The sequence below is a fragment of the Streptomyces sp. NPDC002886 genome (genome assembly GCF_042888445.1).
GTDB lineage: Bacteria > Actinomycetota > Actinomycetes > Streptomycetales > Streptomycetaceae > Streptomyces.
Map to the genome: position 1 here is coordinate 1,178,425 of NZ_JBIAPV010000003.1, position 14,297 is coordinate 1,192,721.

Here is a 14,297-nt window from a genome sequence, read left to right on the forward strand (position 1 = left end):
AACGGGCCCGGGCCTCAGCCCACCCCCGGCACCGTTCGACGGTGCCGGGGGCGCTTTCCGTCGGCGGAGCCGACCACCCCAGCCGACACCCCGGCCGACCACCCCCCGGAAACCCCGCTTCCTAGGATTCCTAGGATATTGACTAGACAACCTAGCTACCACCTAGGGATCCTAGGAATCTAGGGACAACAGGAGGGGCACATGGTGCGGATGGGGCTGACGGCCGAGAAGGTGACCGGCGTGGGGGCCGAGGTCGCGGATGACGTCGGGCTGCACCGGTTGACCATGGCGCAGGTCGCGCGGCGGCTCGGGGTGCAGGACGCGAGCCTCTACGCGCACGTCCGCAGCCTGGAGGACCTCCGCGGGCGGATCGCGCTGCTGGCGGCGGACGAGAAGACGCTGCTCATCGCGGAGGCGACGGCGGGGCTCGCCGGAAAGGACGCGCTCTTCGCGTTCGCCAACGCCTGGCGGGAGTACGCCCACAAGTACCCCGGCCGTTACGCGGCCACCCAGGCCCCGGGCAAGATCGACCCCGAGCTGGCCGCGAAGGCCGCCGGGCCGCGCCGCGCCATCGCGCTGACGTACGGCATGCTGCGCGGCTACGGGCTGGCGGAGCCCGATCTGACCGACGCGGCCCGGCTGTTGCGCAGCACGTTCCACGGGTTCGTGGCCCTGGAGGCCTCGGGTGGTTTCGCCCACGCGCGGGAGCCCCAGGCCTCCTGGCTCTGGTCCCTCGAATCCCTGCACCACCTGCTGAGGCAGCGCGGCATCGCCCGGCGGGGAGACTGCGCGTGAGCGCCCCGGCCGTCGGCCGCCTGCGCGTGCCGGGCGCGACCCTGCACTACGAGGTGCGCGGCCGGGGCCCGCTCCTGCTGCTGATCCCCGGCGGGACCGGCGGCGCGGCCGCCTTCGACGGAGTCGCCGAGGCCTTGGCCGCCGAGTACACCGTCGCGTCCTACGATCCGCGCGGCCTGTCCCGCAGCCCGCTGGACGAACCGGAGGCCGGGCAGAGCGTGGCCGAGCACGCCGAGGACGCGCTGCGGCTGTTGGACCTGCTGTCTCCCGGCGAGCCCGCCCGGGTCTTCGCCTCCAGTTCGGGCGCGATCGCGGCCCTGCACCTGCTGGCCGCCCGGCCCGAACGCTTCGTACGGCTCGTGGCGCACGAGCCGCCGTTGGTGGAGGTGCTCCCGGACGCCCCTGCGCACCGCGCCTTCCTCGCCCGCGTACGGGACACCCTGGAGGCGGAGGGGCTGATGCCGGCGATGGGGGTGTTCGCGGCGGGGCTGAAGGGCGAGCCGGACCGGGACGCACCCGTTCCCGATCAGCCCGCGCCGGCCGTCCTGCCGCCGCACGCGGCCGCCCGGGCCGCGCGGACGATGGCCGACCTGCCCTATTTCCTCGGGCGGATCGTGCCGAGCTTCATGGCCCACTCCCCGGACCTCCGGCGGCTGGAGGCGGTCTCGGACCGGCTCGTGCTCGCCGGCGGCCGGGATGCGCGGGGCGAACTGCCGTACCGCCCGGCCGCGTACCTCGCCGAGCGCTTCGGCGGGGAGCTGCTGCACTTCCCCGGCGGGCACACCGGCCTGACCACGCACCCCGCCGAGTTCGGCGGGGTGCTCCGGCAGGCCTTCCGGGACCGGGCCTTCGGGTACTAGGCCTTGCGGGTCCGGCGCTCGGTCGCCGCCGACTGCGTCGTCGCCGGCTTCTCGGTGGCCGGCGGGTCGGTCGGGTCGGTGACCGGGGGCACGGGCGCGGTGACGGTGATCTCCAGGAAGAGCACCACCTGGTCCGAGATCCGCACGCGGAGCGTGTACGTGCCCGCGGCGACGCCCGTGGTGGACAGTTCCGGCAGGGCGATCTTGCCGTCCGCGCCGGTCGCCGGGAGCGCCAGCTCCGTCAGCTTCTTGCCGTCCTTGTCCAGGAAGTACGGGGTCTCCCCCGCCTTGGCCGGGTCCGCCGGGACCCACTTCCCGTCCTTGTCCTTGGCGCCGAGCCCGGCCGTGGCCTTGGCCCCGGCGACGGGCTTGTCCTTCGCCGTCGCCAGGAACTGCACGCCCTTGATCCCGGTGCCGGCCACCGCGGTCAGCGGCTTGCCCGCGTTCTCGTCGCTGCGGATCAGGTGGTCCGCCTCCGGGACGGGGACCGGCGTGGCCGGGGTGACCTTGCCCGCGATCTTCACGGAGGCCTCGCCCGAAGGCGCGTAGGCCGTGGCGCGCAGGATGAAGTCGCCCGCCTTGCGGCCCGCCTTCAGCTTCGGGACCCGGACCAGGCCCTTCGCGTCGGTGTACAGGACCGCGTATTCCTTGCCGTCGGCCGCGAACACGGTGCGGCCGGTGGTGTCGTCGTCGACCGCGACCACGATCTGCTGACCGACGGCCGGCATGCCGTCGCTCAGCACCGCCTTGATGAGCGGAGTGCGCGGGAACTCGGTCCCGGCCTCGGCCGTGAGCTCCCGCGTGCCGATCCTGACCAGCTTGTCCAGGGTCGGAGTGGGCTTCGGGGGCTTCGGGGGCTTCGACGGCGTGGTGGGGGTCGGCGTGGGCTTGGGAGTCGGGGTCGGCGTGGGGGTCGGCGTCGGCGTGGGAGTGGGGGTCGGCGTCGGGTTGTTGGTGGCCGGCGGGTTCGTGACCGGGGTCGTGCCCTGGCCGGCCTGGTACTGCCGCATGTAGCCGAGCACGGTGTTTACGTAGTCGCGCGACCTGTTGTAGCTGAGGACCGCCTCGTCGAGGTCGCCCGCCTTGGTGAGGTCGCGCTGACCCGCACAGAGGTAGAGGCCGGCGCCCAGTGCCGCGTCGTAGATGTTGTTCGGGTCGCGCTTGGCGTCGGCGTTGCCGTCGGCGCCCCAGGTGGACCAGGTGGAGGGGATGAACTGCATCGGGCCGACCGCGCGGTCGTACTGCGGGTCCGCGTCCCACTCGCCCTTGTCGGTGTCCTTGATCTCGGCGAAGCCGTTGCCGTCCAGGCGCGGCCCGCGGATCGGCTTCTCGGTGTACCCGTCGGCCTTGAGCCCGTAGCCGGAGGCGTGCACGGATTCCACCCGGCCTATGCCCGCCAGCAGTTGCCAGGGCAGGTGGCAGCCGGGGAGGGCCGCGGCCACCGAGATCCCGGCGCGCTTGTAGGCGTCGAGGGCGGTCGCGGGTATGCCCGCGGTGGCTCCGTCGGGGCTGGCGGCGCCGGGGATCGCCGGCGGCGGGTCGGCGACCAGGTCCGGGAGCTCCAGCCGGGCGTCACCGCGATCGGTCGCCTGGGGGCTGTCGGGCGTCGGCTCGGCTTCCCCCGCGCCCGCGATCGGCGTGTTGGTCACGACGGCGGCGGTGGTCAGGCTGGCCGCGAGGGCAGCCGTGCACACCACTTTGCGCGAGGTGTTGACGAGGTGACGGTGAAGTGGCTTCACAGTGCGGCGATCCCCCCAGAGCGGCGGCCGGTCCGGGCCCCCGTAAAACGTAAATAACTCACATGTCGCTCCGCGCGCCCCATACTGCTTCGCGCGGACGGCCGAACGGGGCCGTGGAGGTTAACTGTCTATCAGTTCTTCGCCCACGACTCACCGGCACCCCTGGAGATGTGGCCCACCATTCGCCTTCCCTTCACAGGACCTTGCCCGGATGCGGACGAGGGACTTAGGTCCCTGCCCGATTCGCACCAATGGCACCTACTTGAGCGCTCTACGATCTTTATCCTTGGGGAATGGCAACCAGCAAGAAGGACCAGCGGCGCGAGGCCCGGACGCGGATGCGCGAGGAGCGCGAGGCGCAGGCCCGGCGCGAGAAGCTGCGCGGGCGCGTGCTGATCGGCGGCGCGCTGGTCGCCGTACTGGCCCTGGCCGTCGGTATCGGCCTGTACACGGCGAACGCCTCGGACTCCGGTGACGAGGCGGCCGGCAAGCCCTTCGTCCAGCCGGCCAACACCACCGGCAAGGACGGGATCGTCATCCCGTACGGCAAGGCCGACGCGAAGAACGTCCTCTCCGTGTGGCTCGACCCGCGCTGCCCCTACTGCGCGGGCGTGGAGATCGGCCTCGGCAAGACACTCAAGGAGCAGGCCGACGCGGGCACCTACCGCGTCGAGTACCACTTCGCCACCTTCCTGGACAAGGCGCTGGGCGGCGGCAAGGGCTCCAAGCGGGCGGTCAACGCGCTGGGCGCGGCGGTGAACGAGAGCCCGGAGAAGTTCATGGAGTACCTCCAGGTGCTCTACGCGAACCACCCGGAGAAGGAAACGGACGACACGTTCGGCTCCACGGCCACCCTGCTGGACCTCGCCAACCAGGTCCCGGGGCTGCGCACGCCCGCCTTCAACAAGGCGGTCAAGGAACTCACCTACATGCCGTGGGTCGAGAAGGTCGGCCAGGCCTTCTACGACCAGAACATGCAGGGCACGCCGGACGTCTCCATCAACGGCAAGAAGCTCACCGTGAACTCGGGCCAGGGCATCGACTCGATCACCCCGGACGCCTTCAAGAAGCTGATCACCGAGAACCTGAAGTAACGGGCCGGCGGACGGGTCAGGCCGCCTCTGGCGCCGCCTTGGCCTTCTCGTCGAGCTGATCCCCGTACCCGCCGGCCGTCCAGACGTGGTGGCGGAACCGCTCCGGGCTCGCCACGCCCTCCCACGGACCGCCCGACGCGAAGAACACCCCGTCGCACTCGGAGCAGAACCGGGCCCCCTCGGCGGCCGCGGCCGCCCGGTCGGCGCCGGCCCGCACCCGCCGCTTGTCCTTGCCCTCGCTCCGGATGACGGCGATCGTCCCCCACATCACGAGCAGCCCGGCGACGATCCCCACCGGCAGGAGCCACGGCCAGTCCCGGTCGTCGGCGTAGTACGCGGCCGCGGCGACGGCCAGCCCGGCGATGACGGTGCCCTCGACGAAGTTCGAGCAGCCATCGCCGAACGTGTTCGGCGCCGGAGCGAGCCGTATCCGGTCCTTGCCCCGCCGCACGTCGCCGACCGGGACGGTGTCCCCCGTCCCGCAGCCGGGGCACATCACCGGCCCGCCGTACGCTTCCCCGCCGTTGTTCGTCATGGGCTCCATGATGTCGGTGGTCTCGGAACCAACGGCCGCGGCCCGGTGTTTCCTTGGTCGTCACTGATCAACCGGGGGGTGAGTGCGAGGTGCTGGCCGAATCACTGGCGGCGTTGGCCGCGGCGGGAGGCTACAGCGGTGGCGAGGGCGGCGAGTGCCTCGAAGTCGCCTTCGACTGGCGGAAGTCGAGCTACAGCAGTGGCGAAGGCGGCCAGTGCGTAGAGGTCGCCAACTGCGCCCACTCCGTCCACATCCGGGACTCCAAGGTCCACGCCGGCCCCCAGCTGGCCGTCGCCCCCGGGGCCTGGGCCGCGTTCCTCGGTGGGGTCACGGAAGAGGCGTAGGACAGGGGGCCACTGCCCGTGGCCCCCTCGCCTTCCGTTGTCAGCGGGACGGCCAGTGGCCGAGCACGTGCTTCTCCAGCTTCTGCGTCCAGGCCGGCTGGTTCAGCGTCGCGTAGACGAAGGTTTCCGCCGGGAGCCCGCCCGGGTGGGCGTCGAGGGAGTCCTCACGGGCGACGAAGACCGTCTCCAGCTCCTGCCGCCCCGGCTTCCAGGACTCCGGGAAGATGAAGTCGATCTCCTGCCAGCACTCCAGCGTCTGCCGGGACTCCATCCGCGGGGCTATCTCCGGGAGGAACCCGATCTTGACCTCGGCCTCACGCAGCTCGAATCCGAGGTCCGTGTAGCCCTGGAGGATGGCGTCCTGTGCGGGCAGGGCATGCACCTCGATCTCGTCGAAGTCGCCCTGGTCCACGGACTTGTCGACCGCCAGCTCCGTACGGATCGCGGCCCGTCCACCTACGAGGGGCGCACCCAGCGCATGCGTGAGCGGCATCTCCCACGGCAGCACGACCTCACCGCGGACCGTCACCGTCTGACCGGCGGGCAGTCGGAAACCATCGAGATCGACCGTCGCCACCACGTAGGGCTGCTTCCAGGAGGTCTTGCCTCCGAGCTCGCGGTCCTCTGCCCGTACGACCACATCCAGCCGTACCCGCTCGATGTCCACGTCGGCGCCGCCGCCCACGGCGGTGACCACGACGCGCACGGTCCCACCCGGGCTGACCTTCGGGTTCTCGACGACCGTCTCCACGCCCGGCGCGTTGACGCCGAGGGCGCTCAGGAACTTGCGGAATGCCATGACTCTCCCCGTTCACTGACCGGCTCCCCCGCCAGTCGATGGGGGTCACTCTAAGCAGACTGTTCCGTACGGGAGTTCAGGAGGGCGACCGGTCAGCCGGCCGCTCCCTCTTCGCCGCCCCGCCGCTTCTCCTCGCAGGCGTTGTCGAAGGCCACCAGCGAGATGATGCCGCCGGCCGGCTTCCCCCAGTACTCGGCGACGATCCTCCAGCCGCGCTGATCGAGGAGCACCCTGGAGACGTACACCTCGTCTTCGTCCTTGCGCTCCTCCGATTCCCCGGCGTCCTCCCAGTCGCGCCTGTCCAGTTCGCGCACCGTCGCCTTGAACCGGGCCACGTCGACCGGCTCGGCTTCAGTCCCGTACCCCTTGAAGACGACTGCGCACCTCCAGGCCGACGACTCCTCGCTCCGGCTGAGCCACTCGGGGTCGTTCGCCGGCGCGCCCGCGGCCGCCGCCGAGGTGTCGAGGTCCGCCCGCACGACCTCCCGGGTGAGCAGCCCGGTGCCCTCCGGCCGGGGTGACACCGGGCTGGACCCGGCCCCCGTGCCGCTGCCGCAGCCCGCGGCTCCGAGTGCGATGACCGCCGTCATCACGGCAGCCCACTTCGTCCTGCTCATAGCCCCGCCCCCAGGTCAGGGGGTCGTTCGCCCCCGCGTTCGAGGGAGGGAGTCTGCCACGCCGCCCCGCCGGAGCGGCACCCCGGCCCCTCCGGCGGGAGCGCTGGTCAGCCGTACAGCTCCTCGATCTCCGTCGCGTACCGCTCCGCCACCGCCCGCCGCCGGAGTTTCAGCGTCGGGGTGAGGGTTCCCGCCTCCACGGTGAACTCCCCCGGCAGGACCCGGAAGGCGCGGACGCGGGCCGGGCGGGAGACCGTGGCGTTGGCCGCCTCGACCGCTTCCGCGACGAGGGCCCGTACGGCCGGATGGTCGCCGGGGGCGGCCGGGTCCAGGGTCACCGACTCGCGTACGGCCCAGGCGGCGATCTCCTCCGCGTCCAGGGTGATCAGGGCGACCGGGTGCGGGCGGCGGTCGCCGATCATGACGGCGCGGGAGACGTAGCGGGAGCGCTGCACGGCGAACTCCAGCTCGGTCGGGGTGATGTTCTTGCCCGCCGAGGTGATGATCAGCTCCTTCTTGCGGCCGGTGATGTGGAGGTAGCCCTCGCCGTCCACCTCCCCCAGGTCGCCCGTGTGCAGCCAGCCCTCCCCGTCCAGCGCCTCCGCCGTCGCGGTGTCGTTCGCGTGGTACCCGGGGAAGATCATGGGCCCCCGGGCCAGGACCTCCCCGTCTTCCGCGATGCGGACCTCGCACCCGGCGATCGGCCGGCCCACCGACCCGTAGCGCACCCCGCCCGGGTGGTTGAGGCTGATGACCCCGCCCGACTCCGTCATGCCGTAGCCCTCGAAGACCGCGATCCCGCAGGCCCGCAGGAAGTCGAGGGTGGCCGGGGCGATCGGGGCCCCGCCCGTCAGCGCCCATTTCAGGCGGCCCCCGAAGGCACCCCTGACCAGGGAGTACAGGGATTCCTCGGCAGCCTCGTACGCGGCCGTCGCGGCGCGGTCCTCCGCCGGCAATCGCCCCTCCGCGGCCAGCAGCCCCAGCCGGACCGCCTCCGCGAAGCGGGCGGCGCCGCCCTCCTGGGACTCCGCGAGGGACAGGACCACCGAGTGCAGCTTCTCGAACAGGCGCGGGACGGACGGAAGATGCGTCGGGCGGGCCTCCGCGAGCTCCCCGATGACGTCCTCGATCCGGCCGCCGAAGTAGCAGAGCTCCCCGCCCTCCAAGAGGGTGGTGAACTGGATGAGCTGCGCCAGCAGGTGGGCGAGCGGAAGGTAGAGGTACGTGGAGTCCCCCGGCCCGCCCTTGACCAGCGGCAGCGTCGCGTCCTGGATCGCGCCGAGGTTGGCGTGCGTGAGGCGGCAGCCCTTGGGCAGGCCGGTGGTGCCCGAGGTGTAGACGATGGAGGCGTCGGCCGCGGGGTCCACCGCGACTGCGCGGGCCAGGAGTTCGGCTTCGGGCGCCGCGCCGGGGAGGCCGCGCAGCCCGTCCATCTCCACCACCGCGCGCAGCGCCGGAAGCTTCGGGCGCAGCGCCTCCACCCGGGCCGCCTGCGCGGGGTCGTCGCAGACGACGACCACGGCCTCGGAGTCCGACAGTACCCAGGCGAGCTCCTCCTCCCCGGCCGTCGGGTACACCGGCACGAGGACGGCGCCGGCGGCCAGGACCCCGAAGTGGGTGTACGTCCACTCCGGCCGGGTCTCCGCGAGGACCGCGACGCGCTCGCCGGGGGCGACCCCCAGGCCGAGCAGGGCGCGGCCGGACTCCCTTACCCGGGCGCGGAGTTGCCCGTACGAGACGACCTCCCAGCGGCCCTCGCCGCCCTTGTGCCGCAACGCGGTCTCGGCCGCGTACCGCTCGCCCGTCCACTCCGTGAACAGCGCCAGCGTGCGCGGCCGCACGGCGCCGTCCGTCTCGCTCCCACTCATCGGGCCTATCGGGCTCGTCGGACTCATCGGGCTCGTCGGACTCATCGGGCTCCTCGCGCTCATCGTGGCTCGCCTCCCCCTCGGGTCGTACCGATGACGCTAGGCACCGCGGTGGCGTCCGCGGCATGACCGGAAGCGTCACCCCCACTGACCTCAGCGCTCATTGCGGCTACCGTCGGACCCATGGGGAGGCGGACGGTCACCGTGCACCACGTGCGCGCCGTGCTCGCGGGGGCGCGCGGCCGCGGGCTCGACGTCGTGCCGCTGCTCCAGGAGGCGCAGATTCCGCCGCTGCTGCTGGGCGACGACCGGGCGCGGGTGACTCCGGCGCAGTTCGCGCGACTGTTCCGGGCGCTGTACCGGACCACGCAGGACGAGTTCCTGGGCCTGTCGACCGTCCCCAGCCGGCCCGGCACCTTCGCGATGATGTGCAGGGCCTCGCTCGGCTGCCGCGATCTCGGTGCGGCGGTGGAACGCTCCGCCACCTTCTACGGGCTGTTCCCGGGCGGGCCGGAGCTGGCGCTCGAAGTCGAGGACGGGCAGGCGTGGTTCGTGGTGCGCAACGAGTTCGCGCGGGACGAGGAGCGGTTCCTCACCGAGTGCGTGCTCGCCATCTGGCACCGGCTGAGCAGCTGGCTGATCGGCCGGCGCATCCCCCTGGCCCACGCCTCCTTCGCGTATCCGGCGCCGCGCCACGAGGAGGAGTACGAGCTGCTCTTCGACTGCCCGGTCCGCTTCGGCGGGACGCGCACGGGTGCGGGCGCGGCCGTGGCCTTCGACGCGCACTGGCTGACGGCCCCGCTGGTACGGGACGAGCCCGCGCTCGACGCGATGCTGCGGCGGGCCCCCTTCGACCTGCTCTCCCGGCCGGCGTACGGGACCACGGTCGCGGAGCAGGTCCGCCGGACCCTGACCCAGGCCCTGCGCGGCTCTCCGCGCCTGCCGGAACTGGGCGAGGTGGCGGCGCGCCTGGCGGTGTCCCCGGCGACGCTGCGGCGGCGGCTCCAGCAGGAGGGCACGTCCTTCCAGCAGCTGAAGGACCACGTACGGCGCGATGCGGCGATCGCCGGACTTGCGGAGAGCCGCGAGCCCATCGCGGAGCTGGCGGCCCGGCTGGGCTTCTCGGAGGACACGGCCTTCCACCGCGCCTTCCGCCGCTGGACGGGCACCACCCCGGGGGCGTACCGCATCGCGTCGGGAGGGTAGGGCCTGCCGCCGAGGCGGGACCTACCGCCGAGGTAGGACCTACCGCCGAGGTAGGACCTACCGCCGAGGTAGGACCTACCGCCGAGGTAGGACCTCCCACCGAGGCGGACCAGAAGGGCACGACGACGCGGGTCGCCACCGTCACGAGCTTCTCCACGAGGGACGACTGCTACCTCGGCTGTGACGTCGGCGAGGTCACGTCCCGGTACTACCTGACCGGCCCGCTGAAGCTGGCCGCGCTCGGGGACTACGAGGTCGACGTGGAGTACGAGGGCACCAAGGGCGAGACCATCCTCCGCGAGGACGCGGCAGTTGTGAGGTACCGGCTCCGGCCGGTCTTCGAGGGCCTGCGGGTCTCCCACGGGGTGTCCCTCGCCCAGCGGGAGCGCTGCTCTCGGGGGCCCTGCGGATCCACGACCCGCGCGACGGCTCGCGGGCGCCCTTCGCGGGCGCCGCGATCAAGCCCACCGGTGTCGGCGCCACCCCGTTCACGGCGGACGCGCAGGGGCACTTCGAGTCCAGGATCGCCTTCTCGGGCACCGAGGAGCTCCACGCGTACGAGGAGGGCGGGCCCGACCTCGCCCGGATCGGCGTCTCGACCGAGCTGGACGGCATCAAGGAGCAGGGCTCCGTCCAGGTCTCCGTGGCGCCCGCGGAGGCGCGCATCACCCTGGATTCCACGAAGCTGACCGGCGCCTACGCGACGCGGGCCGAGGTCGGCGGCACCGTCACCTGGAAGGCCGCCGACGGCACGTGGAAGCCGGTGCCCGCCGGCAGCCCGGTCCGGGGCGAGTCGCTCGGCGCCGTCACGAACGGCGCGGGCCGGTTCGCCCTGTCCGCGCAGTTCCTCGGGGACGGCGCGTGGTCGGTCGGCGAATCCTCGGGATGGCTGACCGCGCCGTCCCGGCGCGTGCAGGTGGACACCACGGCGGGGACCCTCCTACGGAACCCCACGGCCACGGTGCGGTCGGACAAGACCGTGCGGGTGGGGGCCTTCTTCGACCGCGGCGAGATCCCGGCCGGCACGACCTCACTGAAGGTGGAGGTCCAGTACTCGGCGGACGGCACCACCGGCTGGACCACCTCCGCCGTCAAGATCTTCCGGACCGAGACGGCCATCCCGCGGTTCGACGCCACGCCCGAGCCGGTCAAGAAGGGGAAGCCGCTCACCCTCAAAGGCAAGCTCACCCACTCCGCCCCGGACTGGTATCCCTTCGCCGGCCAGAGCGTCCAGATCTACTTCCGCCCGAAGGGATACACCACGTGGCTGGCCATGGGCGAGTCCACGACCGCCCACGACGGCACCTTCACCAAGACCTACACCGCCAGCGCGACCGGGTCCTGGACGGCCCGCTACGAACAGGCCGACGCCTTCCACTTCACCGCCGCGAGCCGGATCGACGAGGTCATCGTCAACCAGTAGTGACCCCGTAGGGAACCCGTAGTCACCCCGTAGCCAAGCCGCGGCTATCGCGCGGCGCCGGGCACCTGGAGGGTGAACAGGCCGCATTCGCAGCCCCCGTTGCCGGTGCCGCAGGAGCCCTTCGGGGCCTTGGCGGCGGCCGGGGCGGGGGCGGCGCCGGTCGCGGAGCAGCCCGTGGGGGCGGCCTCCGCGCAGGTGTTGCCCGCGCAGGAGCGGCAGGCGTTCATCTCGCAGCTGCGGCAGGCGGAGGCGGGGGCGTTGCAGCCGCGGCAGGCGCTGACCGCACAGGTGGCGCAGGCTTCGCCGGCGACGTCGCAGGAGGTGCAGGCGTTCATCTCGCACGCGGTACAGGCCGACACGGGGGCGGTGCAGCCCCGGCAGGCGCTGACGCCGCAGGACACGCACAGCTGCGTGCCGCTGCCGCAGCCGCCCCGCTCGGTCCGCTCGCCGCAGTCACAGGCGCGGGCACCGCGGGTGCCCGTCGCGGGGCGGCCGTCGCGCCGGACACCGCCGATGTCGGCGACGCGCAGGTCGGCGACGCGCAGCGTGGTCCGCAGGGTGGGGGCGGGACCCCGGTGGATGACCCGACGCTTGGCCGTCTGTCGCACTGCCGCGTTCATCTGGTGCCTCCTGGGCGGGGTGGGAATCGGGGAGGATTCGGGGGAGGAATCGGGGCGAACATCGCCTACCGAAGCGGACTTTAGCAATTAACTCGTATATGAATGCAAATCGGCGCAACGCAAGAAAGGCTTGCCTTTCCTAAGAAGGCAAGCCTTTCTTGGTCACCGACCCAGAGGATCAGCCAACCCAAACCTATTCGGTTAGCAAATATCCGACCTCGGCTAGGCCAAGCCCAAGAGCTCCACGACCCGGCCCACCGCCTCGATGATCGACCGCCCGGCCTCTCCTCCCACGAAGGTCGCGACGCCCAGTACGGCCATCAGGGCCCCGTGCCGCGCCTCCGGGGCACTCTCCTCGGAGACGATCACCGGCAGGTTGCGGTCGATGGTGCTCGCCCCGGCCGGCGTGACCTGGGCGCGCAGCTCCAGGAGCAGCCGCTCCAACTGCTGGATCGCCTCCTGCGGGAGGAGCGGGGCCGCCTGCCGGGCGTCGATGGTCGGGGACTGGTTCTTGACGATGCCGATGTTGCCCGAACCGTTCACGGTGACCTCGTCCCCGTAGTGGTACGAGTCGCCGCTGCCGCTTCCCCTGGTCATTTCTTCACCACTCCGATGTTTCCCGAGCCGTTGATGTTCGCGGTGTCCCCGACGTGGACGTAGTGCCCGATGTTCACCGTCGGCTGGGCCACGTAGAGGGAGAACTCCGTCTCCGGGTGCTCGATGGCGTCGACGATCCGCGCCACCAGCCTGCGCAGCTCGGCCCGGTCCCCGAGGGTCACCACCGCGCTGGGACCACCGGAGGTCTCCACACCCATGACGTACAGGTCCGGCCGGGTCAGCCGGCGCACGAAGAACCAGGCGAGGAAGGCCACCGGAGTGGCCGTGGCGAGCATGCCCAGCGCGTTGCCGTCCACGGTCTGCGCCGCGAAGAACACCAGCACGAGGAGCAGCCACGGAAGGAAGTCGGCGGCTGCCTTCTTGCGGTCGGGACTGAGCACGTAGGTCTGCACCCGGACGATGTTGTGCAGGGGATAGACCGCCTCCCCCACCCAGAGCAGGCGATTGCTGACCCGCAGCACGAGGTCGGGCGCCTCGAACTCCTCCCGCCGGGCCGCCTTCACCGGCTGAGTCGGCGCGGGCACCCACAACGGCACCAGCGGAGGCGACTGCGAGGGGGGCCGAGGAGACGGCTGAGGCTGAGACGACTGCGGAGGCGGAGACGACGGCGGGGGCTGCGGAGGCTGCGGCGGTACCGTCACGTCTTCACCACCCCCGAGTTGCCCACCCCGCCGAAGATGTTCACGCTGTCGCCGAAGTGGTAGTTCTTCAGGTTCAGTTCCACCCGGTCCATCCGGAGGGAGAACTCCGCCTCCGGGTGGTCGATGGCGTGGACCACGTGCTGGACGACCACGTCCAGCTGGCTTTCGTCGGGCAGCGTCACCACCGCGATGGACGCACTGGCCACCTCCACGACCATGACGTGCAGGTCCGGCCGGCTCAGCCGGTAGACGAGCAGCCCCACGAGGAACATCCCCGCGAGGGCCCCGACGCCCCACAGCGCCTCGACGGTGGAGTTCGAACCGTCCTCGTAGCCGTAGTCGTAGTCGTCCACCAAGTAGTTCGTGTTGTCCTCCACGAACCACGCGACCAGGACGTAGCCGGCGGCCAGCACCGCCGCCCACTTCAGGAACCGGATGACGGCCCTCACCCGGTCCGGCGTCAGGACGGCGCTCTGCACCCGGACGATGTTGTGCAGCGGATAGGCGGCCTGCCCCACCCACAGCAGCCGTCGGCTGATCCGCAGCTGCACGCCGCGCGCCGCCCCCGTGCCCGGCGGAAGGGGCGGCAGATGCCGTCCCTGCGGCGACGGCGAGGCCGAAGGCGGCCGGGCCGGCGGTGGCGGTGGTGCGGTGGCCCCGTTGGATTCCATGGATCCCCCCGAATCGAACGCGCAGTTGACTGCGCGGGGAACCATTAAGCACCCGGACCCCCGACTGTGTAAGCGTCAATTACTCGCCAACTAGCAAGCAGGCAAAGGTTTTTGGCGCTACGAGGCGGTATGGAGTGAGGCCGCCGGGCCGTCAGGCCGCCTGCGCGCCGATACCGATCTCCGTGAGGGCCAGCCCCGAGGCCACCCGGTTCCCGAACTTCCGCATGCGTGTCACGACGGCCACACCTCCCCCACATGGTGCGTCCGCGCCATGCCCGTTGGTCCGCATGGCTGAATTCCGCCCGGAGTGTCGCGCGTCCGTGCCGCCCCCGCGGCCCCGCCGACAAGGTGGGCGGGGCCGGCGGGGCGGCTGCGGTCCCGGGCCAGGAAAGCTGAGCTGTGCGGTCAGCGACGTTCCTACCGGTCGGTCACTACCTTCTCCTCACCCACACCCCCACCGGACCCTT

Annotated in this window: 15 protein-coding genes; 6 read left to right on the forward strand and 9 right to left on the reverse strand. The window is 72.0% G+C overall.

Annotation, left to right across the window (positions count from 1 at the left end; translation table 11 throughout):
- The first annotated feature begins 201 nt into the window (after positions 1 to 201).
- Positions 202 to 795 (forward strand): TetR/AcrR family transcriptional regulator, encoded by a 594-nt coding sequence (locus ACFYYB_RS17730; protein WP_389436053.1) that lies wholly within the window; start codon positions 202 to 204, stop codon positions 793 to 795.
- Positions 792 to 1,655 carry an alpha/beta fold hydrolase gene (locus ACFYYB_RS17735; RefSeq protein WP_389436054.1) on the forward strand — a complete coding sequence of 288 codons (864 nt, stop codon included), beginning with the start codon at positions 792 to 794 and terminating at the stop codon, positions 1,653 to 1,655. Before ACFYYB_RS17730 ends, ACFYYB_RS17735 begins: the two co-directional genes overlap by 4 nt.
- Here ACFYYB_RS17735 and ACFYYB_RS17740 read toward each other — a convergent pair.
- Positions 1,652 to 3,394, reverse strand: a complete 1,743-nt coding sequence (locus ACFYYB_RS17740) for a lytic transglycosylase domain-containing protein (RefSeq protein ID WP_389436055.1) — start codon at positions 3,392 to 3,394, stop codon at positions 1,652 to 1,654. The genes ACFYYB_RS17735 and ACFYYB_RS17740 overlap by 4 nt on opposite strands.
- Positions 3,395 to 3,687: 293 nt before the next feature.
- Between ACFYYB_RS17740 and ACFYYB_RS17745 the strand changes: the two genes are divergently transcribed.
- Complete coding sequence (locus ACFYYB_RS17745; protein WP_389436056.1) at positions 3,688 to 4,488, forward strand: thioredoxin domain-containing protein; 801 nt, start codon at positions 3,688 to 3,690, stop codon at positions 4,486 to 4,488.
- 16 nt (positions 4,489 to 4,504) lie between these two features.
- Here the strand turns inward: ACFYYB_RS17745 and ACFYYB_RS17750 are convergent, their stop codons facing one another.
- Positions 4,505 to 5,023, reverse strand: a complete 519-nt coding sequence (locus tag ACFYYB_RS17750) for a hypothetical protein (protein WP_389436057.1) — start codon at positions 5,021 to 5,023, stop codon at positions 4,505 to 4,507.
- Positions 5,024 to 5,112: 89 nt separating this feature from the next.
- Here ACFYYB_RS17750 and ACFYYB_RS17755 point away from each other — a divergent pair, with 89 nt between their 5' ends.
- Positions 5,113 to 5,367, forward strand: a complete 255-nt coding sequence (locus ACFYYB_RS17755; RefSeq protein WP_389436058.1) for a DUF397 domain-containing protein — start codon at positions 5,113 to 5,115, stop codon at positions 5,365 to 5,367.
- Between the two features lie 40 nt (positions 5,368 to 5,407).
- On the opposite strand, the gene ACFYYB_RS17760 is transcribed toward ACFYYB_RS17755, so the two are convergent.
- The 3 genes from ACFYYB_RS17760 to ACFYYB_RS17770 all read right to left on the reverse strand — a co-directional run bounded on the left by ACFYYB_RS17760 (position 5,408) and on the right by ACFYYB_RS17770 (position 8,651).
- Positions 5,408 to 6,166, reverse strand: a complete 759-nt coding sequence (locus tag ACFYYB_RS17760; RefSeq protein WP_389436059.1) for a sporulation protein — start codon at positions 6,164 to 6,166, stop codon at positions 5,408 to 5,410.
- A gap of 92 nt (positions 6,167 to 6,258) precedes the next feature.
- Entirely contained in the window at positions 6,259 to 6,783 is a 525-nt protein-coding gene (locus ACFYYB_RS17765) for a hypothetical protein (RefSeq protein WP_389436060.1), read from the reverse strand.
- Positions 6,784 to 6,890: 107 nt separating this feature from the next.
- Positions 6,891 to 8,651 (reverse strand): AMP-dependent synthetase/ligase, encoded by a 1,761-nt coding sequence (locus ACFYYB_RS17770; protein ID WP_389436061.1) that lies wholly within the window; start codon positions 8,649 to 8,651, stop codon positions 6,891 to 6,893.
- Positions 8,652 to 8,834: 183 nt separating this feature from the next.
- Between ACFYYB_RS17770 and ACFYYB_RS17775 the strand changes: the two genes are divergently transcribed.
- Positions 8,835 to 9,857: an AraC family transcriptional regulator gene (locus ACFYYB_RS17775; RefSeq protein WP_389436062.1), complete on the forward strand. Its 1,023-nt coding sequence runs from the start codon at positions 8,835 to 8,837 to the stop codon at positions 9,855 to 9,857.
- 643 nt (positions 9,858 to 10,500) lie between these two features.
- Complete coding sequence (locus ACFYYB_RS17780; protein WP_389436063.1) at positions 10,501 to 11,280, forward strand: hypothetical protein; 780 nt, start codon at positions 10,501 to 10,503, stop codon at positions 11,278 to 11,280.
- 44 nt (positions 11,281 to 11,324) lie between these two features.
- Here ACFYYB_RS17780 and ACFYYB_RS17785 read toward each other — a convergent pair whose 3' ends face one another.
- From ACFYYB_RS17785 to ACFYYB_RS17800, 4 genes are all read right to left on the reverse strand, one after another.
- Positions 11,325 to 11,900, reverse strand: a complete 576-nt coding sequence (locus tag ACFYYB_RS17785) for a hypothetical protein (protein ID WP_389436064.1) — start codon at positions 11,898 to 11,900, stop codon at positions 11,325 to 11,327.
- Positions 11,901 to 12,122: 222 nt separating this feature from the next.
- Positions 12,123 to 12,497: a hypothetical protein gene (locus ACFYYB_RS17790; protein ID WP_389436065.1), complete on the reverse strand. Its 375-nt coding sequence runs from the start codon at positions 12,495 to 12,497 to the stop codon at positions 12,123 to 12,125.
- A complete protein-coding gene (locus tag ACFYYB_RS17795) occupies positions 12,494 to 13,042 on the reverse strand; it encodes a DUF6232 family protein (protein WP_389436066.1) in 549 nt (182 codons plus the stop codon). The genes ACFYYB_RS17790 and ACFYYB_RS17795 overlap by 4 nt, the downstream gene beginning before the upstream one ends.
- Positions 13,043 to 13,155: 113 nt before the next feature.
- On the reverse strand, positions 13,156 to 13,710 hold the full coding sequence (locus ACFYYB_RS17800) for a DUF6232 family protein (RefSeq protein ID WP_389436067.1): 555 nt from the start codon (positions 13,708 to 13,710) through the stop codon (positions 13,156 to 13,158).
- Positions 13,711 to 14,297: the final 587 nt, after the last annotated feature.

What these genes read in the sequence shown, in the direction of transcription:
- ACFYYB_RS17730 (WP_389436053.1), top strand. Translation starts at nt 202, where the DNA reads ATGGTGCGGATGGGGCTGACGGCCGAGAAGGTGACCGGCGTGGGGGCC.
- ACFYYB_RS17745 (WP_389436056.1), top strand. Translation starts at nt 3,688, where the DNA reads ATGGCAACCAGCAAGAAGGACCAGCGGCGCGAGGCCCGGACGCGGATG.
- ACFYYB_RS17750 (WP_389436057.1), bottom strand. Translation starts at nt 5,023, where the DNA reads ATGACGAACAACGGCGGGGAAGCGTACGGCGGGCCGGTGATGTGCCCC.
- ACFYYB_RS17760 (WP_389436059.1), bottom strand. Translation starts at nt 6,166, where the DNA reads ATGGCATTCCGCAAGTTCCTGAGCGCCCTCGGCGTCAACGCGCCGGGC.
- ACFYYB_RS17765 (WP_389436060.1), bottom strand. Translation starts at nt 6,783, where the DNA reads ATGAGCAGGACGAAGTGGGCTGCCGTGATGACGGCGGTCATCGCACTC.
- ACFYYB_RS17770 (WP_389436061.1), bottom strand. Translation starts at nt 8,651, where the DNA reads ATGAGTGGGAGCGAGACGGACGGCGCCGTGCGGCCGCGCACGCTGGCG.
- ACFYYB_RS17775 (WP_389436062.1), top strand. Translation starts at nt 8,835, where the DNA reads ATGGGGAGGCGGACGGTCACCGTGCACCACGTGCGCGCCGTGCTCGCG.
- ACFYYB_RS17785 (WP_389436064.1), bottom strand. Translation starts at nt 11,900, where the DNA reads ATGAACGCGGCAGTGCGACAGACGGCCAAGCGTCGGGTCATCCACCGG.
- ACFYYB_RS17790 (WP_389436065.1), bottom strand. Translation starts at nt 12,497, where the DNA reads ATGACCAGGGGAAGCGGCAGCGGCGACTCGTACCACTACGGGGACGAG.